At 45.0% G+C, this 21921-nt stretch carries 24 protein-coding genes, 1 tRNA gene and 1 rRNA gene; 3 read left to right on the top strand and 23 right to left on the bottom strand.

Translation table 11 applies throughout. From position 1 onward, the window contains the following. Nucleotides 1-153: 153 nt before the first annotated feature. The 20 genes from A9237_RS16865 to A9237_RS16770 form a co-directional block, all read right to left on the bottom strand. Complete coding sequence (locus A9237_RS16865; protein ID WP_078608777.1) at nt 154-1023, bottom strand: metal ABC transporter solute-binding protein, Zn/Mn family; 870 nt, start codon at nt 1021-1023, stop codon at nt 154-156. A 16-nt stretch (nt 1024-1039) separates the two neighbouring features. After that, on the bottom strand, nt 1040-1915 hold the full coding sequence (locus A9237_RS16860; RefSeq protein ID WP_009705126.1) for a metal ABC transporter permease: 876 nt from the start codon (nt 1913-1915) through the stop codon (nt 1040-1042). Further along, complete coding sequence (locus A9237_RS16855) at nt 1915-2640, bottom strand: metal ABC transporter ATP-binding protein (protein ID WP_009705127.1); 726 nt, start codon at nt 2638-2640, stop codon at nt 1915-1917. The genes A9237_RS16860 and A9237_RS16855 overlap by 1 nt, the downstream gene beginning before the upstream one ends. After that, nucleotides 2640-3566 (bottom strand): metal ABC transporter solute-binding protein, Zn/Mn family, encoded by a 927-nt coding sequence (locus tag A9237_RS16850; protein ID WP_032802202.1) that lies wholly within the window; start codon nt 3564-3566, stop codon nt 2640-2642. Before A9237_RS16850 ends, A9237_RS16855 begins: the two co-directional genes overlap by 1 nt. Before the next feature lie 23 nt (nt 3567-3589). Beyond that, nucleotides 3590-4144: a DUF6162 family protein gene (locus tag A9237_RS16845; RefSeq protein ID WP_039842812.1), complete on the bottom strand. Its 555-nt coding sequence runs from the start codon at nt 4142-4144 to the stop codon at nt 3590-3592. Beyond that, nucleotides 4141-4461: a hypothetical protein gene (locus tag A9237_RS16840; protein ID WP_005438283.1), complete on the bottom strand. Its 321-nt coding sequence runs from the start codon at nt 4459-4461 to the stop codon at nt 4141-4143. The genes A9237_RS16845 and A9237_RS16840 overlap by 4 nt, the downstream gene beginning before the upstream one ends. 44 nt (nt 4462-4505) lie before the next feature. Continuing rightward, on the bottom strand, nt 4506-5336 hold the full coding sequence (locus tag A9237_RS16835; RefSeq protein ID WP_078608776.1) for a DUF4198 domain-containing protein: 831 nt from the start codon (nt 5334-5336) through the stop codon (nt 4506-4508). 16 nt (nt 5337-5352) lie between these two features. Continuing rightward, complete coding sequence (locus A9237_RS16830) at nt 5353-5892, bottom strand: DUF2271 domain-containing protein (protein ID WP_078608775.1); 540 nt, start codon at nt 5890-5892, stop codon at nt 5353-5355. A 23-nt stretch (nt 5893-5915) separates the two neighbouring features. Further along, nucleotides 5916-6545: a PepSY-associated TM helix domain-containing protein gene (locus tag A9237_RS16825; protein WP_039985318.1), complete on the bottom strand. Its 630-nt coding sequence runs from the start codon at nt 6543-6545 to the stop codon at nt 5916-5918. 137 nt (nt 6546-6682) lie between these two features. Beyond that, nucleotides 6683-7540, bottom strand: coding sequence for a CPBP family intramembrane glutamic endopeptidase (locus A9237_RS16820; protein WP_078608774.1), 858 nt, complete (start codon nt 7538-7540; stop codon nt 6683-6685). A 174-nt stretch (nt 7541-7714) separates the two neighbouring features. Then, the gene (locus A9237_RS16815; protein WP_009705135.1) at nt 7715-8887 is read right to left on the bottom strand and encodes a tetratricopeptide repeat protein; all 1173 of its coding nucleotides are present in this window, start codon (nt 8885-8887) and stop codon (nt 7715-7717) included. Next, nucleotides 8884-9504 (bottom strand): energy transducer TonB, encoded by a 621-nt coding sequence (locus tag A9237_RS16810; RefSeq protein WP_005438297.1) that lies wholly within the window; start codon nt 9502-9504, stop codon nt 8884-8886. The genes A9237_RS16815 and A9237_RS16810 overlap by 4 nt, the downstream gene beginning before the upstream one ends. Further along, nucleotides 9504-9908, bottom strand: a complete 405-nt coding sequence (locus A9237_RS16805; protein ID WP_005438299.1) for an ExbD/TolR family protein — start codon at nt 9906-9908, stop codon at nt 9504-9506. Before A9237_RS16805 ends, A9237_RS16810 begins: the two co-directional genes overlap by 1 nt. Beyond that, complete coding sequence (locus A9237_RS16800; protein ID WP_009705136.1) at nt 9905-10459, bottom strand: MotA/TolQ/ExbB proton channel family protein; 555 nt, start codon at nt 10457-10459, stop codon at nt 9905-9907. The genes A9237_RS16805 and A9237_RS16800 overlap by 4 nt, the downstream gene beginning before the upstream one ends. Next, entirely contained in the window at nt 10459-11826 is a 1368-nt protein-coding gene (locus A9237_RS16795; RefSeq protein WP_061010890.1) for a MotA/TolQ/ExbB proton channel family protein, read from the bottom strand. The genes A9237_RS16800 and A9237_RS16795 overlap by 1 nt, the downstream gene beginning before the upstream one ends. After that, a complete protein-coding gene (locus tag A9237_RS16790; RefSeq protein ID WP_038896585.1) occupies nt 11827-12594 on the bottom strand; it encodes a DUF3450 domain-containing protein in 768 nt (255 codons plus the stop codon). Nucleotides 12595-12669: 75 nt separating this feature from the next. Further along, entirely contained in the window at nt 12670-14769 is a 2100-nt protein-coding gene (locus tag A9237_RS16785; protein WP_078610213.1) for a TonB-dependent siderophore receptor, read from the bottom strand. Nucleotides 14770-14975: 206 nt separating this feature from the next. Next, entirely contained in the window at nt 14976-16349 is a 1374-nt protein-coding gene (locus A9237_RS16780; RefSeq protein WP_078608773.1) for a sensor histidine kinase, read from the bottom strand. Further along, the gene (locus tag A9237_RS16775; RefSeq protein ID WP_005438307.1) at nt 16349-17014 is read right to left on the bottom strand and encodes a response regulator transcription factor; all 666 of its coding nucleotides are present in this window, start codon (nt 17012-17014) and stop codon (nt 16349-16351) included. The genes A9237_RS16780 and A9237_RS16775 overlap by 1 nt, the downstream gene beginning before the upstream one ends. 161 nt (nt 17015-17175) lie before the next feature. Next, a complete protein-coding gene (locus A9237_RS16770; protein WP_078608772.1) occupies nt 17176-18129 on the bottom strand; it encodes a lactate/malate family dehydrogenase in 954 nt (317 codons plus the stop codon). A gap of 272 nt (nt 18130-18401) precedes the next feature. On the opposite strand from A9237_RS16770, the gene A9237_RS16765 reads away from it, so the two are divergent. Further along, nucleotides 18402-19109 carry a glycerophosphodiester phosphodiesterase family protein gene (locus tag A9237_RS16765; RefSeq protein ID WP_078608771.1) on the top strand — a complete coding sequence of 236 codons (708 nt, stop codon included), beginning with the start codon at nt 18402-18404 and terminating at the stop codon, nt 19107-19109. A 29-nt stretch (nt 19110-19138) separates the two neighbouring features. Here A9237_RS16765 and A9237_RS16760 read toward each other — a convergent pair whose 3' ends face one another. Then, the gene (locus A9237_RS16760) at nt 19139-19621 is read right to left on the bottom strand and encodes a L,D-transpeptidase family protein (RefSeq protein WP_078608770.1); all 483 of its coding nucleotides are present in this window, start codon (nt 19619-19621) and stop codon (nt 19139-19141) included. A gap of 176 nt (nt 19622-19797) precedes the next feature. On the opposite strand from A9237_RS16760, the gene A9237_RS16755 reads away from it, so the two are divergent. Further along, nucleotides 19798-20793, top strand: coding sequence for a 2-hydroxyacid dehydrogenase (locus A9237_RS16755; RefSeq protein ID WP_038896590.1), 996 nt, complete (start codon nt 19798-19800; stop codon nt 20791-20793). A gap of 84 nt (nt 20794-20877) precedes the next feature. After that, on the top strand, nt 20878-21234 hold the full coding sequence (locus A9237_RS16750; RefSeq protein ID WP_005438317.1) for a YibL family ribosome-associated protein: 357 nt from the start codon (nt 20878-20880) through the stop codon (nt 21232-21234). A 299-nt stretch (nt 21235-21533) separates the two neighbouring features. Here A9237_RS16750 and A9237_RS16745 read toward each other — a convergent pair. Further along, nucleotides 21534-21624, bottom strand: a tRNA-Ser gene (locus A9237_RS16745). Nucleotides 21625-21714: 90 nt separating this feature from the next. Next, nucleotides 21715-21831: ribosomal RNA gene (rrf, locus tag A9237_RS16740) — 5S ribosomal RNA — on the bottom strand. Between the last annotated feature and the right edge of the window lie 90 nt (nt 21832-21921).

The following is a 21921-nucleotide window of genomic DNA, read 5'->3' as shown; positions in this document are numbered from 1 at the left end:
CGCAACGAACAGATAACAAAGTAGTAATGAAATATAAATGAAACAAATACTTTCTTATGCAACTGGTGTTATTTGTGGTTAATTTTTGATCTTGATCCCATAAAAAAAGGGAACTTTTCAGTTCCCTTCATAATTTGTGTGGTGTTTTGCGTGTTACAACTGCCAGCGTGCGAGTGGCTTCTCAGTTTTGATACCTTTACTGCCCCATCGGTCAATAACATCAATTTGCAGTATGCGATCCCGTGAAACTAATGAAGTTAACGTTTTTGACGGGCGTTTATCAGTGATCAGCCACAGAGTTTCATCTTCCTCAAATTGAGCTTTTAAAGATAGTTTCTCTGCCTCTGACCATTCCAATTCTGGTTTGAATTGGCGATCGACCACAAACAGTTGGTTTCCTGATGCAAAATCTTCTAACGATTCACCCAACAATACCACCGAATCGATCTCTTTTTCGAAAATTACTTCTTGTTGTTGATTGATCAGCTCCCGTACGTCCAGCATCAAGGCTTGCTGGTTCTTTTCAATCTGAGCTTGATATTGAGGGTATACCTTCTGTAGATCTTCACCGACAATGGCTGCCATTCGAATCAAGTTACTCGGATTCATCCATGCGTATTTCGACGTCTCACCATTATCCAACGTTAATGCCGCGACACCTTGTGCTCTCGGTGAAATCGCTTGAGAGGCATCAATCTCTATCAAGCGCACATTTCCCTGACGCGCATACACAAAAGTAGGGTCTTGATGCCAAACAGCGCCTAACGTGATCGCTACTGTTGCGGTCTTTCCTGCTGCGGTAACTTGTTCATGTCCTTTGCTTGCAAACCAATTCACCAAACGCTCAATCCCGTAACGTTTAGGCGGCAAGTAAGTCGTCTCGATGTCCGTACCTTGCATCAACTGCTGAGCCAACATGTAGGTCACAGGAGTGCTCGTAACGATGTCTTTGGCAAAAGCAAACGGCGCTGCTGTACTCGCTATTGCCAAGCTCAATCCCATAATTATCTTTTTCGTGTTCATATTCGAATATCCAGATTTAAGCTTTACGCACAATGCGATACATGGTTGCAGTTAAGAAGAAGATTGCCGACACAATGATGATCGACGCACCAGATGGCACAGGGAGTTCCAACTCCATCGGCAAGACGGTGCCAACCAAGCACGCGATGGTCGCCAACAATGATGAGAGCAACACAAAGCTCCCCATTCTCTTAGTAAGAAGGCGGGCTGTTGCACCAGGAATCAGCAGCAATGCCCCAACTAATACGGCGCCAATGATCTTCACAGCTGCAATGGTCACAAGCGTGATCATCATGACGAACAAGTAATCGTAGAAGCTGGTATTGAATCCACGGACACGTGCGATATCTGGACTGATACAAGTCAGTAATATGCGGTTAAATGTCGGGATCAAAAGCAATAAAATGATCAAGCAACTCACGGCCAGAATCGTAATGTCTCTGTCTGTTACCGTCAGAATTGAACCAAATAGAACATTCTCTAGCATGTGGATGTTGATCTTGCGTGCCACGTACATCAGCAAGGCTGCACCGACCGCCAGTGCCAGTGCTAGAAATACGCCGACTAATGTATCGTAAGGAACATTGGTTCGATTTCGCACGAAATGCAGCAGCAGTGCGAAGATCATGCAGAAGCTAAATAGTCCAATGAATGGGTTTTCTGGTGGCTCACCAAGCAGTACACCAATCGCAATACCCGTCAGTGCGGCATGGCCGACAGCCTCTGAAAAGAACGCCAAACGCTTAGCAATAACTAGCGTGCCTAACCCACCCAATAAGGGCCCAAGAATCAGCGCAGCCACTATCGCGTTGACCATAAACGCATAAGCAAAACTGTCACTTAACCAACCCGCTTCCACACCATGCAGAGCGAGATCTCTTAACCAATCCATTACGCCGCCTCCACTTTTGCTGTGTAGTGCTTAAACAGCGACTCGATGCGTTCTGGACTCAGTACTTCTGAATGGTGCCCTGACGCAACAATTTGACGATTCACGACATGGACCTGAGCATCCAAACGACGTACAGCCGTCACATCATGATGCACAGCAAGCACGGTTTTACCTTCCCCAACAACTTCATGAATTAAACTTTCAAGGTAACGAACACCTTGTTCATCCATGCCCGTCGTTGGCTCATCCAAAACAAGCAGACTTGGATCGTCTAATAACGCTTGAGCGAACAAAACACGCTGCTGTTCACCACCCGATAACTGTCCCATTCGTCGGTCACTACGTGAAGCCATACCAACGCGCTCTAGTTGAGCAAGCGCTTGTTGAGTTTGCTTGGTTTTACGTCGCCAAAACAGCGGCACTCTGGTTTGGTTAAGCAATACGAAATCCATAACCGTGAGAGGCAGACTGGCTTCAAACATGGCTTTTTGCGGAACATAGCCGATTTTCGCTGCATGTTTGCTGTCTGGCCAATGGACAGAAATATCACCAGTAAATGGGGTTAAGCCCAAAACAGAGCGTAAAAGAGAGGTCTTCCCACCACCGTTAGGCCCCATAATGACGTGACATTGGCCAGCTTCAAATTGGGTTTGAATGTCTTGCAGAATCAGGTTGTCACCATATTGAAGGCTTACCCCATCGAGAGAAATAGAAGGCCCTAACATCAAGCTTTCTCCTGTTCGTGCTTGCTCGCAACGAACTTCATCGCTTCAATCAGAGTTGCGACGTTCTCACGCATTTCGACTTCAACCTTATTAGCTTCGTATTCGCCATGAGTCATGTGAGAAAAACGGTAAAGCTGAACACCGGTCGCTTCTTCGATCGTATCGACAAAACGATTTGGCATGTTTAATTCGTAAAACAACACATCAATACCAGATTGACGAATCTTCTCTATCGTTTCTTGTAACTGGCTTGCGCTTGGCTCTACACCATGAGCAGGTTCGATAACGGCTGCGACGTCAACGCCGAATTCCTGCAAGATGTAACCATAAGCATTGTGCGTAGTGGCGACCTTCATACCTGCTGTATCAAGTTGCCCTAAAGACAACATGGCATCACGCTTCAAAAGGCGGAATGTTTTTGCGTAAGAGCGCGCATTCTTACGATAAAACGCCGCGTTTTCTGGGTCGAGCTTGCTTAGCTCACTCGCAATCGTGTAAACCTTTTGAATCGTGGTAGATAAGCCAACAAACGTATGCGGGTTAACTGCGCCTTTACCGACAGATTGACCCATCGCAGGTAACAGCGGCACTTCTTTGTTCGCCTCTATCACCACAAGATCGTCACGTTGTGAAGCTTGAATCACTTTAAGAGCAAAATCATCGTGGCCGATACCATTGACCACAATCACATCCATTTGCTTCAAACGCTTTAAATCATTAGGTTGAGGTAAATAGTTATGAGGGTTAAAGCCTGCATCCACCAGCGGTAGAATTTCTGCTTTATCACCGACCACCGCTTTCACATAGCTGTAGTATGGTTGGAGCGTAATACCAATATTGAGCTTATCTGCAGCAAAGCTCGATGAAGCTACTGCCAGCAATGCACTAGCCGTTATAATTCGACGTAGAAAAGATCGTTTCATCATAGTTGTTATCGTTAAAATTGAGCTTAATGGGCGTGAGCATTTGAAGAAGTAGCAGGGACAAGAACAATTTGTTGCCAACCTTGCTTCTGGCGTTCGCTTGTTTTTGCAAGAGACAAATCAGACGCCTTTGTTGTGGATTGAATAAACCAAATGTCAGCGTGTTCATTACGACTATCGAGAAGCATGGAAGCCGCGCCTTTTTCATCTTGCCTTACACCGAGATAAATCCCTGCATCTAACCGTTGCCATTGATGAGAGCCTTTTCGCTGCCAGCTTTGATCTTGCACAAATGGGGCAACCCAAAATTCTTCCAATTCGCTGACGGCAGGCCACTCGCCAGCATCTAGATGAAGATCTCGAATCTCTTCATGTGCCAACTTTAGCTCGGCAATCATCGCAAGTTCTTCTTGTTCAAGGTCAGTGATGAGAACTTGATGAGCTAGCACTTCGGTATGTTCTGTCTCAGCTTGATGGTGAGGCAGCAAAATCGTGGAGACCGCAAGAATACCTGCGATGGTTAGAGCAACCCATTTACCTTCTCGACTACCGTTATCCGGTCTGATCTTCTGGGTAATCATTTCTCTTTTAACTCAACGATATCCACTTCTACTGGGTTTTCATGCCCCGCATCGAAAACCAAATAAAAATCGGTTTGAGGATGTGTGAACTCAGCAATGGAACGTTTATCTGTCGTTACTTTGGCGATCAAGTTGTCGTCGTAATCGTACATTTCAACGTCGTAATCCACGGCGGTAGAACCATCTGAATAGCCCGCCTCGCAAATCACTTTGTCTTGCTCTAAATGGCAACTCATCAATGGAAAGTGCGCGAACGCTTGAGAAGAGATAAAACCAGCAACCAACACTGAGGTTTTAAGAATAGAAACGTTTTTCATGATGCATCCAAATTGGCTCAGCGATGGGCTGAGCCAAATTTTGATTAGTTAAGTTGAGTTTCAAACGTTAGGTGAACGTTCATGCTTGCTTTGTCTGCAAGTGGATCATTTTTTAGCTCACCCTTGTAGTTTGCTTTCATTAGGTAGCGACCCGCTACATCTGGGGTGAAGGTAATTTTTCCATCCTTGTCGCTGACCACATCGATTTGCTCTTGATGGTTACGATACAGAGTACCTTCACGCGTAATTTCCGCCGTGACACCTTGCTGAGGCTCGCCGTTAAAGAAGAATTGGAATATCACTTCTTCACCTTCAATAATGTCTGAAGGGTGCGTAATCGGCTTCATTTCTAACAGCTTACCTTCAATCTCTAGCGCCTTTTCTGTTGGCATACCAACCGTTACATAGCTTTCTGCACGTGTGTAACTAAGTTGGGTAACGACATCACGTGCTTTTTCAGGAATCACACTTGCACGGTCTGCTTTGCTCGCTTTCGCCCACTTAACCGTGTCGCGACGGCCTGCTTTGTACTGGGTGTAGTAGTTAGGTTGGTTATTGATAGCCACTTTGTGCGTGCCCTCTTCAACAAAGAAGAAATCGAACATTGAACGACGCTTACCGCGTACGACAAAGTTTGGACGCTCAGAACGACCATCAGGCATGATCACAAACGCTTGCTCGCTACCTGCTGGCTTATCGAATACAAACGTACCGTGAGACGCTGTCACATCGAACGTTAACCAATCACCGCCTTCTTTTGATACCGTAAAGTGAGAAGGGAGAACCCAACGAGGGTGCGCTTGTGCTGTTGTCGCGGCCGCTAGCCCCATTGCCATTACACTTGCTAATGCCACCGCTTTCATTTTGGTTTTCATTGTTATTCCTTCTCTATCACTTAACTTGGTAATTGACGGTAATCACGCCCGTCTCTTCCGTTGGTTTTATTTGGTAGCGTACTTCACTGTCCGCTAACTGCATTTTTTGACGTAGGTAATTACGGCCACCGTGTTCACGTACGACTTCTACATGTAGGGTGTAATTGCCCTGTTCGAGTCGTTGACCATCATCATTAGTGCCATCCCAAACAAATCGGTATTGGCCTGCAGGTCGAGTGGCTGACGTTACGGCATCGACCAATTCGCGATCGTAACGACCCACTTTGCGCCACCAGCTACGAAGATCTTTTAACCACTCATCTTTACCTACCCAAAGCTGAATGGTTTTGACTGGTTTACGCTTTTCATCTTCGATCCATACTGCGACATAAGGTCTTGCGTACATCGAGGTATCAATCTTTGGTAGCTCAAACTCAAAGTCGACTTTGGCATTCTCTGGGAAAGGAGCGGCCATAAGCGGCAAAGGAGATAAAGCCGCGATCAATGCGGCTTTACTAAACGGGTAACGGCGAAAAATACGGCCCATGTTTAACATTGGTTTTTTCTCTGAATAGGCTGTTATGGCACAGCGAAAAAATAAATAACGAGTGATAACGCAGTGCCAAAACTCATCCACTGCATTGATGTTCTAAAAGTCTTTTTCTTTGGAAGCAGCAAACACACACCGGTCAGCACAAAAAACACCATTAGCAGTGCTGTTATGTCGATAAACCATTTCCACGTGTCGCCACTGTTGCGGCCTTTATGTAGGTCGTTTAGTAGCGCCACCATGCCGTAGTTAGTGGTTTCAACTTCAGCTTCACCCGTCGTCATATCGACGAAAACGGTGGCGTTGTAGCCTGGGCCTTTGAAATCTAAAGAGAGTTCACCAATCATCAATTCACCATCCTCAACCTCGGTATACACATCAAGTGCTGATGGTGTGCCTCGTAGGTCTGTTTCTTGTGTTAAGAAGCTCAACAGAGCAGAGCGATTAGGTTGGAAGCTTCCCTCATTCACAAATAGTTGCTCGGAAGGGACTGTGAGTGTGTGTTGCTGAATGATGGGTTCACTGCGCTCAAACAGCTCTGGGCGGTTCAACGTAATACCAGTTAACGCAAAAAACAGCGTCACCAATAAAAGAGCCATAGAAATATAAATGTGCAGACGGCGTGCCCAAGTCTGGACGCCTTTGCTTTTGAGCAACATAGAAAACAATCATCACCAGTAAATGAGGGAGTAATTTAGGTGATAATCATTCGTATTGGCATTTAATTTACATTGTTTACGTTTGGTCAAAAAGCATTGCTCCCGTCGATACTGACAGGAGCAAATAGGAGGAGGCGTTATCGAGCTAGAATGGGATAAGTAAAGAAAAGCAAGTGACAGAAATTAAACGCGAAGTGAGCGAGCACAGCGCACCATAAACGGCCAGTAAAATGGAAGACCAAACCGTACCCAACCCCTGCAAGCGCGGCAAATACCATTAATAGTGGGCCACCAGCAAAATGAGCCAAACCAAACAAAAGACTCGCTACTACCAAGCCTGCTCGCCAGTCAAAGCGGCGGGACAGCGACTGCTGTATAAATCCACGAAATAGCGCTTCTTCTGCCACACAAGTCAGGACTAAGTTGTTTAAAGCAAATAACCACCACCAAGATGGCAAACTCAATTCAGGCTTTAAAGCTCCAAGCACTGACGCAATAGGCAACAATAGGAGTAAAGGAATCATCACCAGCAATGCCGGTTTGACTCTTACCTTTGACTCACCACCTAGCAAAATCGGATAAGCCAGTAAGAGTGCAAAGAAGGCAAGCGGCTTGTCTAAGTTAAGGTACATAGAGAATGGAGCACTTAACGGCCCCGCAGATACCTTGTCGAGCACTTGCAGATTATTGAATCCTGGGATCAGATGAACAAACAACAAGGCACACCAAACAATCACGACTCCCCACCCCAAATAGAAGATGGGTTTCGTTTTTGGCTGCGCTTTTAGCCTTGAAGCGAGACAGGGAATTCGGTATGACACGCCAAGCACAAACAAAGAGCTGACCAAGGCAATAATCTCAATACGGCCGAGAATAAAGCCGCCAAACAAGGTAATACCAAGCAATACGAGTGCGACTCCAGTATGACGGAGAAAAGCCGCTGCTATCGCCAAAATTAGCGGGCACCATAGCCAGATGTCAGAATCGAGAATCATTGTATTATCCTTATTAACAAAAGCTGACGTTCCAGTCTTATCGCTGGATAGCTGTAATATAACGTTATGATATTTAAAAAGAGATCGAACCAGACTCAATATTTACAAACAAAAAGACCCGAGATATAACCCGGGTCTTTCGAACATTAATACATGGTCTATTGTCACATGGACTTAGCTATTCTGGCTCGCTTTCACTTTACGCAACTGAGATAGGTATTTCACCCAACTCTCAGCTTGAGTTGAAGGCTCAATCTCATTTGCGCGTTTTGCGTTGGCAAGAGCGTCTTCAATGCGTTTCAGCTTGTAATAGGCACGAGTCTTAACCAATGCCACATCCGCTTTGCGACCCGAGACTTTATCCAAGGCGATCAGAGCATCTTTGTAGTGCCCTTCTTGGACAAGCAACTGAGACAAGTTCCAATAGTATTGGCGATCCAGCTTCGCGGCTACGCGCCAACTCGCTATCGACTTATCCCATTCTTTCGCCATTTGCCAGTACGTAGCTTGCTGCGCTTTAAGCTTGCTGTCTGAGTTAACTTCATTTAACTCACCCAACACTTTTGCTGCACGCTCTGGAATACCGCGCTTACCATACAGCTGAGCAAGAAGTTTGAGGTCATCTTGGTTCAACTCTACGCCTTTCAGCTTCGCAAGAGCCAAAGCATCAAGAGCACGCTTATCATCATCCACACGTAGATACAGTGCAACAAGCTGACGCCACCATTCCACACGCTCTGGCTCGATCGCAATCAAGCGTTTGATCGTGCCAATCGCAGGCTGCCACTTTTTCAGCTCTAGCTCTGCAGATAACTTGATGGACAGTGGTGCCATCTCGTCTGGCTGGCCATATTTCTCGTAACGAGCCATTGCAGAGAGAACTTTATTCCATTGACTTAACTGGTAATGAGACTGTGCAATACGCAGCCAAATTTCATACGCCTTTTGGCTCTCAGGAACCGATTTACTCAAGTCGTAATAATGTGGCAAAGCTTTAGAGAACTGTTGTTCATTGAGCAACATATCAGCCAACATTTTTCGCGTTTGCCAAGCTTGCTCATCTTCCAGAAGACCACTGTTTACCGCAATCTCAAGCTGTTTAATTGCAGGCTTAACTTGCTCATTCTGCCAGTAGAAAATACCCAGCATTCGCGCCACAAACGCTTGATCGTAACCACGAGATAAATCAAGGCCTTCAAGAGTTGAAATGGCTTCTTGCAGCTTTTCTTCTTGCGCTAGGTTATGAGCGCGTTGAACACGAGTCGCCGTGTATTGACTGAGTTCATTCGCGACGGTGGTAAAAGCACTTAGGCTTAATACCGCACCGATTAAGAATTGTTTCATCATTTGGCTAACTTGAACTCCACTTTAGCGGTTTGTCCGAACTGCTCAATTGAGACACCATCTTCAACTTTCGGTTGATATTTCCATTTCTTCAGCGCTCGAATCGCTTCTTTTTCGAAGATACGTTTTGGCTTAGCGTCAATCACTTCAATATCTTTAGGGCGGCCTGTCGCGTCAATGGTAAAGCGCATCACTACGTAACCTTCCATTTTACGTTTCAGTGCTTTGCTTGGATAACGAGGATCAACGCGGTACAGAGGCAATGCTTGCTGGTTACCCATCGTGCCTTTTAAATTAGGAGCACTGATCGCAATGCCATCCAGAGCAGTGTTCAAACCCAATGCGCTGATTGGCGTCACTTGGCTCATCGGCTCTACTTGGGTTTCCGCTTGAGACAAATCCATCGGTTCTGGTGCTTTTGGTGGTTCTGGCTGTTCAGGAACAGAACGTTGACGACGTTGAACATCAGCATCATTCTCGACCATCACCATGTCAAAGCGCACCGCCTCTGACGGTTGAGGTGCGCGTTGATTGCCTTTGTCGACCATCCACGCCATAAAGCTAAACAAGCTCACCGCAATCAAAATTGACGCTGGTAGCGCGAGTAGTAGCCTGCCCATTAAGGTTTCTCCGCTGCCAATGCGATGTTCTTCACACCAGCACCTTTCGCCGCATCCATCACCTTCACCACCGTTCCGTTGTATGCGTGCTCATCGGCTTGAATGACAAGTGATGCTTCTGGTTGCTCAAGTAACAAGTGCTCAATGGTCGCTTCAACACGTTCGATATCCACCAAACGTTTATCGATGTACACATCGTTCGCCGCTGTTACCGCAATAAAAATGCCTGCGTCTTTTTGGCTAACCACGTTCGATGCTTGTGGGCGGTTAACTTCTACACCTGACTCACGTACAAATGAACTGGTCACAATGAAGAAGATCAGCATGATGAACACGATATCCAACATCGATGTTAGATCGATTTGCGCTTCATCTTGTTGATTATTTCTACGTCCGAGTCTCACTTCTGACTCCTTAAAGATTGTTCTAACTGGAGGGCTTTACGCTCACACACTTTGCTCAAACGCGCATGGACAAACATGCCTGCAAGTGCCGCAACCATACCTGCCATAGTTGGCAGTGTTGCAAGTGAAATGCCTGAAGCCATCAATTTTGGATTGCTACTGCCTTGTGTGGCCATCACATCGAAAACTGTGATCATGCCAGTCACCGTACCTAGCAAACCTAACATCGGGCAAATCGCCACGAGTACTTTGATGGTTGATAGGTTTTGGCGCAGTTCAATGTGTGCTTTTGCAATCCATCCTTCGCGGATTTGATGCGCGTACCAAGAGTGGTGGTCAGGTCTTGCTAGCCACTGCTCACAAAGCTGTTTCTTCACCTTCGGGAACTCCGTTGTCAGGTAAAGTACACGCTCCATAACCAGTAGCCAGCACACCGCAACAACGGCCGCTAGCCACCATAGGATTTGGCCACCTTGCTGCATAAAGCTCATCAAGGTTGAGGCCCAATCCTCACTGATCAAACCCAATGTGTTGAGTAGGATCTGCTCCATTACGCTGCGTTCTCCGCTGTCGTGTTAGGGTTGTTTTTGCCTTTTGGCATATCGCGCTCAGCTTGTTCCGCAACAAGACCAATGCCTTGCTTTTCAAGAATATTGCGAATGTTCTCTGCTTGAGAGCTCAATACGTTGTGAGCAAGAAGCAATGGCATTGCCGCAACAAGACCAAGAACAGTGGTAACTAGCGCCATAGAGATACCACCTGCCATGACTTTTGGATCGCCATTACCAAACTGAGTGATCACTTGGAACGTTTCGATCATGCCTGTTACCGTACCTAATAGGCCAAGCATCGGTGCTAGAGCAGCAAGCAGTTTCAGCATCGACAACCCCTTCTCAAGGTGAGTCTGTTCGTCAACTACCGCTTCTAATAAGCGAAGTTCTAATGCTTCAACGCTACGATGTTTGTCTTTTTGGTAAACAGCAAGGATACGACCAAGCGGGTTGTCTTCTGGCTGAGTTGGGTTCTTTAACTGTTTGGCGATTTTTTGACGAGCAATCATCAATGACACACCACGAACCAACGCGATGATCAAACCAACCGCTAACAAGCCAAGAATGATCTGACCAACGACACCACCTGCATTCAGGCGATCCGCCATTGTCGGAGAATTTGCCAATTGCTCAAGCAAGATGCCGCGTGATGGGTCAATCACCAAAGAATCGATTTCACCCGAGTTCAGCGAGCTTGCTGTTGGTCCATTTTCTGGTTGGCGAAGGTAGCTCACTGCATCGCCGCGTTGGCCGTTCCACTTAACGTAACCAGCGTCATCCAACAGCGCCATTGAGCCAAGGCGAACACCGTTGACCGTTTGTTCACGACCTTCACCATCAAGCAGAGTGAATGACACTTTCGCCATCTCACCACTTGCTTTAACTTGTTCTTCCATACTGCGCCACATCGCTTGAAGCTGAGGCAGAGTAGGCAGGGATTTCGCCGCTACGATATCATCGATGTTTTGTTGGAAAGTGTTCGCGTCTACACCAGTGACCGAGTGCTTAAGCTCTGATTCTAGCTCTTTAGCATTCTGACGAACGACACCAAATAGCTCACCCAAGCTACCTGTTTCTAAACGTAGCTTTTCTTCTAGTTGAGCCAGTTCAGCTTCGTTTTCACTAAACGTAACACCAAGCGTGTCAGCTTCTGCTTGTAGCGCCGCACGTTCTGCTACAAGCTTATTCTTCATTGCCTGTAGCTCTTGCTGAGTTTTGTTAAAACCAGATTCACGAGCCACATTATGGGATTGCTGTTGGCGATTTTCTTGTTGTGCTTTTTGCAGCAGAGTGTCACTTGCAAACGTCGTATGCGGTAAAAGCGCAGCAGTAGAAATCAACGCAACCGATAGCCATTTCTTCATCATTTATTTGCCCTCCGCTACGTTTAGAGACACTGGCAGAGTTAGCATGCTTGGTGCGATCTGTTTATTTGCCATGGCAAACGCTTTATCGAGTTCAGATTTTTGTTCTGAACCAACGGACTGCCATGCGTTCTGTTGTTGTGACCAGCTCCAAAACTGTTCACCAGATAGGCTACGTGCAACTAGCGACACACGACCTAAGTAAAGAATATCAGCCTCAACTTGGTCGTTACCTTCCAATGCAATCTTGCCTTGGTAGATACCAATCTTAGTGCCGTAGTCCATTTCGATTTGGTACGCTTCTAGAATACGACGGAACTTCTCAGCATCCGCGACATCTGCTCGAGTCATCATGGCATCAAGCTTCGCAATACGCTCCTCACGTTGCGCTTTGCGGATCGGTTTATCATTCGCAACGATAGTCTTTAGACCATCCAACATGTGATACATAAGCGGTACCACACCTTGACGAGTTTGAGCGATCTGCTCAATTTGCTCATTCAAGCTTGCCACTTCCTCGTTTTGACTATCAACAAGGTTTGAAAGGTGGTCGCGATAAATCTTCAAGTTGCTGACTTCTTCATTCAACTGTTCAATTTCAGCTTCTAGTGACAAAGACTTCTCAGCACTTGCATCGATACGCTTCTGGCTTACTGCAGACGCTTGGTTAGTTTTACTCTGCACTGCTTGAGCATCGTTAAGATTTTCCGCTTGAACGGGAATCAAAACCGATGTGATCAACAGAGCGATACTTGATTTCATTAGATTCATACGAGTTATATTTTCTGTTTTCCAAAAACGACTAAAGGGGAAGACTACTCTTCCCCTTTAAAAATCAGTTTGTTATCAGTACTTGAACTGAATTGTCGCCATGTAGTTTCGGCCCTCGCCTATCACTACACCGCTAGCTCCTTCTTGTTTACTGTTGGTGCTACCACCACCTGCTAGGTAGTCAGTATCAAACACGTTTTCAACATTGAAACGAGCCACAATATCTAAGTTCTCATCATACTTGTGTGTGTACGCCACGCCCATATCAATACGTGCATACCCATCTTTCTTAAATGTGTTCGCTGCGTTTCCGTAGCGCTCACCTTCATAAATCAGACCTAGGTTAACATCAGTGTTGTTCTGCACTTTGTAACGAGACCAGACACTTGCTGAAAACTCTGGAACGTCCGCTGGACGGTTACCTTTGTAATCGGCACTCTCTGTGATTTCTGCATCTAGGTACATTGCAGAAGCCGTTAGCGAAAGCTCCTCAGTCACAAAACCTTGCGCTAGGATTTCCGCACCGCGGTGTACTTGCTCACCATCTTGAGTCTTCTTGTACATCACCTTGTTGTCAGAGTTAATGCCGTCTTCAACATCTAATGCGATATTTTCTAGAGTGATGTCAAACACAGCACCAGAAAGAAGCAGGCGTTCATCGAACAGTTCCCACTTAGTACCCACTTCATAAGAGATACCGCGTTCTGCTTCTAGCTCTTCACCATCGTTTGTATAAGGTTTAGTGCTGCTAGAACTTACTTCTCCCTGTGGCATAAAGCTTTCAGAATATTGAACGTAAATAGAACCGTTACTCGCTGGGTGAAAAATCACACCTAGCTTTGGTGACACTTGGCTTTCCGTCAGAGTATCACTACGCTTTTCATCGTAACGAACACCTGCAAGCACTTGCCAGTGATCGTTAATCGTCATCATGTTTTGCGCGTAGATACCCCAAGTATCGTACTCAGATGTAGACTCTTTTACTTTTCCTGAATAGTCAGGGCGAGGAACAGTCTGACCAGGTTCAATTTCTACTGTTGAGTAGTATTCTTGAAAACGGTCATATTTGTAGTCTAAATAGTTAGCTCCAATCAAAAATGTGTTTTCACTACCAAGTAGAGAAAAGTCTGTGGTCACATCTAAATACGCCGTATCAAATACCCAATTATCTGTACGTTCATTTCCAGAATGAATGATCTTGTTATCTTGATCGTATTTACTGAAACTCGGATAAGATTCCACATCAAAACGCTCGAAATCTTGACGGTTATAGCCCGCTTTCACGTTAACGCTGTCCGTCACCTGTGCATTAATGTCGATACCGTAGTTTTCTACGTCATTGTCGATCTCTGACCATTGTGCATCCCAGATGTACTTATCACCGCGAACGGCTTTACCATCGACAATGTAAGCACCTGAATCAACGCTACCGTCATCTTTCGTACGGTCATAGTGCGCTGACACCATAATGTTTTCAGTGATATCGTATTCCACCACCAAACCACCCACTACGCGGTCAGTCTGTGGTTCCGTACCATCACCGTATTTACGCCATGAGCCGTAGCTTTCTTTTGCAAGAATGGCACGAGCACGCAACGTTTGTTCTTCATTCAACGAACCACTGACATCAAGTACAGTTCGTGAATGGTCATCTGAACCGATATCTTGGCTCAGGCTCGCGTGAGTCTCTGTTGTTGGTTTCTTCGAAACCATGTTCACAAGACCACCTGGTTCTGACTTACCGTAAAGTAGACCTGATGGACCTTTAAGAACTTCAACACGCTCTAAAAGCTCAATTGGTTGACGGTAGTGTGACCAATGCTGACGACCATCACGTAGGAAGCCATCTGAGCTGCTCAGTTCAAAACCACGTAGCGAGAAACGTTCGCGGTTACGGCTTGTACCGCCCGCACTAACACTCGCGTCATTTTGTAGAACTTCACCTAACGTGCTTGCACGCTGCTCATCGATTACCGCTTCATCAATCACAGCAACTTGTCCTGGAGTTTCCAGTTGCGTCATTTCCATGCGCATTGCTGTTGTATTCGTATCTGCTTTGTAACCGAATTCACGACCTTCTACGACTAGGTGCTCATCCGTATTTTGAACTTCTGCCACTGCTGGTGCCGCTAACACCGCACCGATCACTAATGCCAATTGGCTCTTAGAAAACATACCCATTCACTCCGATTATTGGGTAGCACATAACTGCTATGTGGTTCCCTCTTAGTTATTTCGCGAGTGAATATAAGTGATAACTATTACTATTTGCATTAAATTTACATTCTTTGCATTCGTAAAGTTTTGTAAAGCGGTAAAGGGTCATACTCGCCGATAATCGAGATCTAGATCACACTAAATCAGCACTTTTGACATGGATTTTACTGTCTAAAAAGTAATGTTACTGCAAGCCCGCCTTCTGAACGATTGCTTGCAACGGCTTTCCCACCCATCATTCGCATGGATTCTTTTACAATGGCCAACCCCAGACCGTAACCACCTAACTTTTTGTCTCGAGAAGCATCCAATCGTGTGAACGGATCAAAAATATCTGTCAGTTTATCTTGTGGGATGCCAGGACCATTGTCGGCTATCGTCACGGCTAAGTAGCTGTGCTTGTCCGTAGTTTTGTTAGCTAGAGAAACATCAATCTGGGCTGACTGACCAGCATACTTAATGGCATTACCAATCAAATTGTTCAAACAACGCACCACTAACGTATCGTCACATTGCGCTTTTGTTCTTGTCGCCTCAGAAACAAATGTAAGGTTTTGCTGTATCTGCAAATCGATTTTGCAGCGCTCGACTTGAGGCGCCAGTAGCACTTCTAAGTCGCTGCGTTTTAATTCCGTATCGTAGCGAGCATTCTCTAAACGGCTGAATTCCAATATTTCACCAATAAGATGGTTCAGCTCATTGGCCTCTTCTTCCATACGCGTCACTAGGGTTTGTTCATTTTCCCCTACTCGCTTACGCAATAGGTGTAACACTAAATTTTGACGCGCTAATGGTGTACGTAACTCATGGGAAACATCACGAATCAAGCGACGCTGCTTTTCAGCAAGAGAATGAATTTCTTTTGTCATGTGGTCGAAGTCTTGCGCCAGCTCGTTGAATTCGCGGGTTTTCGACTTTAGTTCATCCACCACACTGACGTTAAAGTCACCGTTCGAAAGCCTTTTACTTGCTTCTCTTAAGCGGTCCAATGGTTGCTGTAAATTCCGTGCCATCAACAAAGAGAACAACGCCAAGATGACCGCCGCAATGACAACCTTTAATACAGAAAAATAAAGGATGAAATCATGAGCGGGGTGCAAACGATGAGGCAACTGAATCACTAGGCTGTTGTTTCCGACAAGAGGAATATTGAATATCGGACGACTTACTCGGCCTTCCAGTTGTTCGTCCAAACGTCGCTTAAATTTCAACTTGAATTCAAAGTGCGGGTGCATCAAACGGTGTGTAAGAGGACGCTGATTTTCGTCGAGTACAAACAAGTAAAAGTGCTGTGCATTCGCCCAATCGGCCAGCTCGTCCATGTCACCTTCTTCAATCAACACGTTAGCTTGATGCGCTAACTCCAACATTTCAGTCTTTACACTAGCAGGCACCTTTAACATGGCTTTGACTAGGGCTTGTTCAGCAACCGCTTGAACAGCCAAGATGCTAATGACGATAGCCGTCATGTAACTAAAAAGCTGAAATGCGAGGCTGTCTCTGCGTTTCACAAAGTAGGATGGACACACAAATCTCATTAGCCAGTCACAGCCTCTAAGTAGCTATAACCTTTACCACGAAACGTTTTGATGTGCTGTTTGGATAAACCCGCTTCTACCAATTTACGTCGAATATTACTGATGTGCATATCCAGATTTCGATCAAACGGACTCAGTTCCTTTTTAAGGACTTTTGTTTGCAATTCCGCTTTAGAGATCACGACACCTTGGTTTTTTACGAGGTAACTCAACAGCTCGGCTTCCGTTCCAGTTAAAGGTAGACTGTCTAACTGATCACTAATGCTCTGTACCGTAGAACACATAGCCTGTCTCTGGCGCTCCAAACCCACTCGGCGAAGAATGGCTTTGATTCTCATCAGGAGTTCCGAGACGTTAAATGGCTTACCAATGTACTGATCCGCACCAGCTTGATAACCATCTAACATCGAGTTCTCATCATTTAAGGCTGTAAGCATCAAAATGGGGGTAGCAAAGCGTTGGCAAATGCGACGAGCGACTTGCATACCGTTTAGATTCGGTAGCATCACATCGAGAAGTACAAGGTCAACGGGTGTTTTTTCCATATACTGCAATGCGCTCTCTCCGCAATGAACAGAGGAGACGATATAGCCTTCTTCTTGCAATACGGTTTCCAACAATTCACACAAAGGAACGTCGTCATCTACGATCAAAACTCGAGACATTGCACACCACCACTTAAATAAAAATGGTTCGCATTCTATTACTCATTTGCAGATTAAACAACCATAGTTTTTAAGGTTTTTGCCCAAAAAACAAGCGTAAAAAAAGCCCACTTTTCAGCAGGCTCTCTCTTGCGATATTCAGTATATTTTACTCTTTTAAATCAGCACTTTAATCCGGTTACTTTTGCAACATCTTCGACTATTCCCCTCAGGTTGCTGCTGATGGACTGAAGCGTTTCTAGTTCTTCTTCAGAAAATGGATGAGTAAGCACTGACTCCGCGCCTTTTTTGCCAACGATTGTAGGTAAACTGATCACGACGCCTTCAACGCCATATTGCCCCGACATCATGGTACCGACAGGGAGAACTGAGCGCTCATTAATTTTGATAGCCTGAATGATGCGGAATACACTTGCTGCGATACCATGAACCGTATTTTGCTTACGACGAAAAATCTCATATCCTGCCTGTTTTACCGCTTCGAGCAGTTCGTCGGCATCAATACACTCTATATTATTGGCATCACAGTAGAAATCTGCTGGTTGGCCCGCGATGGAAATCAAACTCTTAGGCGTAAAACAGTTACTGCCGTGCTCTCCAAGAACATAACCAAAGATGTTCTTAGGATCTAAATCGACACGATTTGCCACAATACTCATCAAGCGAGCAGTATCAATCACACAACCACTGCTGATCACTTTGTTGTTCTCAAATCCAGTATTGGTAACGATAAAGTGGGCCACAATGTCGCACGGGTTAGAGACAACGATAAGCGTAGCATTTGGTGCAACTCGCTCAACTTTACGAGCGATCTCAACACCAATTTTGGCATTGATTTCAGCAATATCGATACGAGTCTGGCCTTGCTTGATTTGCGCACCAGCAGTGATGACGACAATATCAGCTCCTAAAAGATCAAGGTAATCGTCAGTAGGAATGATATGAGTGTTCTTTGAGAAGGTTAGTGCTGCGGTATGTCGAAAATCGAATACCTCACCTTCGGCACGTTCTAAGTTTTGATCTAGTAGAACCAATTCACTCACGCTGCCCATAGTCAGCAGGTAATTACATACCCCGACACCGACAGCTCCAGCACCAATAACACCGATTTTCATTCTTCTCTCCCTGATAATAAAACGAAGCTCTCACTTTGTGTCCACCTTAAAAATAGGGGGCATGAGAGCGCAAAAATCCTATTGCGTAATTTGACTCAGAACACCGGCCCAAACCAGTATTTCTCTGCTTGATGACGTTTGAATGATGAAAAATTCGTCTTTATATATGCATCAATAGGCGCTGTTATAGATTCCCTCGTACATTTGCGCTCTATTCTCATAAAGAAAAAAGAGTACAATTCCGTGCAGTTTCTTATTGAGAATAGACGTATATGACAACGCTATTGATTGGCCACCGAGGTGTGGCAGGTAAGTTCCCCGAAAATACAAAAGTCAGCGTTCAAGCTGCGATTGATTTAGGGTTAAATTGGGTTGAAGTCGACGTACAACCGACCAAAGACAATGTACTGGTAGTTTGCCATGATCATACCGTGAACCGTTGTAGCAACGGTAAAGGTCGAGTAGACCAAATGACATTATCTGAGCTCAAAGCGTTAGATTTTGGTCGTTGGTTCAGCGATGAATTCGCCAATGAATCCATCATGACATTATCTGAACTCCTAGAGCTTGCTGCAGAAAATGACCTAAACCTTAACATCGAGGTTAAAGTAGATCATCACTCTGCCAATGACGTTGCTCAAATGGTGGCTCAAACTCTTCTAGATGGTCCTTTACCTAAAGAAAGCATACTTTTATCAAGCTTTAGTCATGACGTCATTAGAGCACTGCACAAGCATTGTGAGGGTTATCGACTAGGCGTGCTGAGTGAATTCTTTACTCGAAAAGACCGATTGTTGCTCGAAGAAGTTGATGCCTACAGCTGTAACCTCAATATTAACTGGGTTCGCTCACGCCAAATCCATAAGCTACAACAAGCCGGCTATAAGGTGATGTGTTACACAGTGAACAATCCCAACAAACTAAAACATCTTCCTATCTTGGATGGCATCTTTAGTGACCATCCAAGTCGTTTTATGTAATAGCTGAGATGTCGATATTGGGAGCTCCATTACCATTCAATAGTAATTGGGGTTCCCATTTTGACTAGCTTGATAAATTCGTCCATTTCTTCGTTAGTAATGGCAATGCAACCGTTAGTCCAATCGAAGCTTTGAATAAATTGAGGTGATTGAGTCTCACCATTTTTAAGACCATGAATTTTGATCTCGCCGCCAGGTGACACTCCTCTTCGATGCGCTTCCAAACGGTCAATCGCGTCAGGGTAACTAATATGCACAGAGCGATAGAAAGCAGAATCATTGATCACGTAATCTAACGTGTAATCACCTTCTGGAGTTCTATTGTCACCCTCTTCTTGCTTGTGCCCTTTTGGATTAGCACCCAATGCGATGCGATACTCTTTAACGACCTCGCCATTCTCCATCAGGTACATCCTACGCTTCGACTTATCAACTTTTACAAAGTCGACCGCTGCGTGAGCACCAGACACAAACGTACAACACAAGATCAAAGACAACCATTTTACTGACATCGCCAGAACGCCTAACTCATCCACTTAAGGGGAACACAAAAAAGAGCAACCATGCTAGTCAGATGGTCACACTAAAGCAAACTTAATGTGTGCAAATTTAACTACTCATTACACTAAAATTGGCTTACTTTATAAGGAGATTACTTTACAAATTCAGCACAAATAGAGAGGGTATTATGCTCAACATTGCTTTTTTCAGTGCAAAATCCTATGACGAAGCCTCTTTCAACAAAATCAAAAACAACCGAGACTTCGAATTTCACTATCATGATTTTAGATTAACGTCTAAAACTGCAAAAATGGCACAGGGTTGCGAGGTTGTCTGCGCCTTTGTAAACGATGACTTGTCTGCTCCAGTTCTAAAACAACTTTCCATTGGCGGCACAAAACTGATAGCGATGCGTTGTGCAGGTTTCGACAAGGTCGATTTGGAAGCAGCGAAAGAACTTGGTTTACAAGTTGTCCGCGTTCCTGCTTATTCACCAGAAGCCGTGGCAGAGCATACTGTCGGTATGATGATGTGTCTGAATCGACGCTTGCATAAAGCTTACCAGCGCACTCGTGACGCAAACTTCAACCTAGAAGGTCTAGTCGGCTTTAACTTTTATGGCAAGACTGTTGGTGTTGTAGGGACAGGTAAGATAGGTATCGCCACCATGCGCATCTTTAAAGGGCTGGGGATGGAAGTTCTTTGTTACGACCCATATGAAAACCCTCTTGCGTTGGAGATGGGCGCGCGTTACTGCTCTCTTGAAGAGATCTATGCTAACGCAGATGTCATCTCGCTACATTGTCCAATGAGTGAAGAAAACTACCACCTGTTGAATGAGAATGCATTCTCGCAAATGAAAGACGGTGTAATGATCATCAACACTAGCCGCGGCGAACTGCTTGATTCTGTTGCAGCAATTGAGGCGCTAAAACAAGGCAAAATCGGAGCTTTGGGTTTGGATGTGTACGACAATGAAAAAGACCTGTTCTTCCAAGACAAATCCAATGATGTGATTGTCGATGACGTGTTCCGTCGCTTGTCTGCATGTCACAATGTACTATTCACCGGACACCAAGCGTTCTTGACTCATGAAGCCCTCAACAACATCGCGTCTGTGACCCTAAGTAACGTAGAAGCCTTCTTTACGGGCACTCCTTCAGGTAATGAGCTGATCAACTAAATCGGCAGATCGAGCAGTATAGTAGAGCGTAGAATTTCAGCTATGCTATACTCCTCGACCATTAAAAATTTGAGCCCAATTACCATGAGCATAAAAACTGATATTCAAAAGCTGCACAACCGTTTAGATAATTGCCAACGCAAATTGGATGCGGCGCGATCTCGTGGTGATCACGAAATGATTACTAAGTTCACGAATGAAGTTGATGACTTAACGAAGAAGCTGAATCAACTTAAGCACAAGCAAACATACGAGCTAAACAAAGAGCGTAAGAGCCTGCTTGATATGCCATTCTCTCGTGAAATCACTAAAGCAGAACAAGCAGATATCGGCAAGCTTAAGAAGCGTGTACGCGGCCTAGTTATCGTTCACCCATTAACAAAAGTGGGTAAAGAATTGCGCCTAGACGTAATGACAGGTTTTGCTCCAAAAGAGTTCTAATAACTCGATTAAGCGACGGATATTGAAAAGCCCAAGCAGCTAGCTTGGGCTTTTTTGTATCTTAAATTCAGTGAGTTGAGTTTTGGTTGAATTCTATTTAAATGGTGAGTGACAGTGTGACCAGCTCAGTTTTGAAACTAATAGAAGAAATAACCTTAGACCACTTTCTATGTAATGGCCTAGTTCGGGAATGCCTAGCCTAGGGTTGTGACTAACTGGAACTTAATGAAAACCCCGTCTAATTATCAAACTTCAGAAATGAAAAAAGCCTCGCTATTTCTAGCGAGGCTTCTTAATAGTGGCGGAGAGATAGGGATTTGAACCCTAGATACGCTATTAACGTATGCCGGTTTTCAAGACCGGTGCTTTCAACCACTCAGCCATCTCTCCACAAATTGTTACTAAAATTTAGTCTTACTTAAATAATGCTAAATCTCAGTTTTGCCTTTAGATTTTTTAAAATCTAAAAACAGTAAGCAAGCCTGGCGATGTCCTACTCTCACATGGGGAAGCCCCACACTACCATCGGCGCTAATTCGTTTCACTTCTGAGTTCGGAATGGAAGTCAGGTGGGTCCAAATCGCTATGGTCGCCAAGCAAATTCTTTAATTCGGAAAACTGATGTTAAGTTCTATTTATACACATTCAATGTTCTTACATCGAGTCCATCAAAACCCCTTGGGTGTT

The organism is Vibrio owensii, from assembly GCF_002021755.1.
In the GTDB taxonomy this organism is placed as follows: domain Bacteria; phylum Pseudomonadota; class Gammaproteobacteria; order Enterobacterales; family Vibrionaceae; genus Vibrio; species Vibrio owensii.
This window is presented reverse-complemented; position numbering and strand designations above follow the sequence as displayed.

Coding starts and splice junctions, on each gene's coding strand:
- A9237_RS16820 (WP_078608774.1), bottom strand. CDS start 7,540: ATGATTCTCGATTCTGACATCTGGCTATGGTGCCCGCTAATTTTGGCG.
- A9237_RS16785 (WP_078610213.1), bottom strand. CDS start 14,769: ATGTTTTCTAAGAGCCAATTGGCATTAGTGATCGGTGCGGTGTTAGCG.
- A9237_RS16765 (WP_078608771.1), top strand. CDS start 18,402: ATGACAACGCTATTGATTGGCCACCGAGGTGTGGCAGGTAAGTTCCCC.
- A9237_RS16810 (WP_005438297.1), bottom strand. CDS start 9,504: ATGGGCAGGCTACTACTCGCGCTACCAGCGTCAATTTTGATTGCGGTG.
- A9237_RS16835 (WP_078608776.1), bottom strand. CDS start 5,336: ATGAAAACCAAAATGAAAGCGGTGGCATTAGCAAGTGTAATGGCAATG.
- A9237_RS16840 (WP_005438283.1), bottom strand. CDS start 4,461: ATGAAAAACGTTTCTATTCTTAAAACCTCAGTGTTGGTTGCTGGTTTT.
- A9237_RS16795 (WP_061010890.1), bottom strand. CDS start 11,826: ATGATGAAGAAATGGCTATCGGTTGCGTTGATTTCTACTGCTGCGCTT.
- A9237_RS16845 (WP_039842812.1), bottom strand. CDS start 4,144: ATGATTACCCAGAAGATCAGACCGGATAACGGTAGTCGAGAAGGTAAA.
- A9237_RS16780 (WP_078608773.1), bottom strand. CDS start 16,349: ATGAGATTTGTGTGTCCATCCTACTTTGTGAAACGCAGAGACAGCCTC.
- A9237_RS16825 (WP_039985318.1), bottom strand. CDS start 6,545: ATGTTGCTCAAAAGCAAAGGCGTCCAGACTTGGGCACGCCGTCTGCAC.
- A9237_RS16865 (WP_078608777.1), bottom strand. CDS start 1,023: ATGAACACGAAAAAGATAATTATGGGATTGAGCTTGGCAATAGCGAGT.
- A9237_RS16860 (WP_009705126.1), bottom strand. CDS start 1,915: ATGGATTGGTTAAGAGATCTCGCTCTGCATGGTGTGGAAGCGGGTTGG.
- A9237_RS16830 (WP_078608775.1), bottom strand. CDS start 5,892: ATGTTAAACATGGGCCGTATTTTTCGCCGTTACCCGTTTAGTAAAGCC.
- A9237_RS16790 (WP_038896585.1), bottom strand. CDS start 12,594: ATGAATCTAATGAAATCAAGTATCGCTCTGTTGATCACATCGGTTTTG.
- A9237_RS16815 (WP_009705135.1), bottom strand. CDS start 8,887: ATGATGAAACAATTCTTAATCGGTGCGGTATTAAGCCTAAGTGCTTTT.
- A9237_RS16775 (WP_005438307.1), bottom strand. CDS start 17,014: ATGTCTCGAGTTTTGATCGTAGATGACGACGTTCCTTTGTGTGAATTG.
- A9237_RS16770 (WP_078608772.1), bottom strand. CDS start 18,129: ATGAAAATCGGTGTTATTGGTGCTGGAGCTGTCGGTGTCGGGGTATGT.
- A9237_RS16850 (WP_032802202.1), bottom strand. CDS start 3,566: ATGATGAAACGATCTTTTCTACGTCGAATTATAACGGCTAGTGCATTG.
- A9237_RS16855 (WP_009705127.1), bottom strand. CDS start 2,640: ATGTTAGGGCCTTCTATTTCTCTCGATGGGGTAAGCCTTCAATATGGT.
- A9237_RS16800 (WP_009705136.1), bottom strand. CDS start 10,459: ATGGAGCAGATCCTACTCAACACATTGGGTTTGATCAGTGAGGATTGG.
- A9237_RS16755 (WP_038896590.1), top strand. CDS start 19,798: ATGCTCAACATTGCTTTTTTCAGTGCAAAATCCTATGACGAAGCCTCT.
- A9237_RS16750 (WP_005438317.1), top strand. CDS start 20,878: ATGAGCATAAAAACTGATATTCAAAAGCTGCACAACCGTTTAGATAAT.
- A9237_RS16760 (WP_078608770.1), bottom strand. CDS start 19,621: ATGTCAGTAAAATGGTTGTCTTTGATCTTGTGTTGTACGTTTGTGTCT.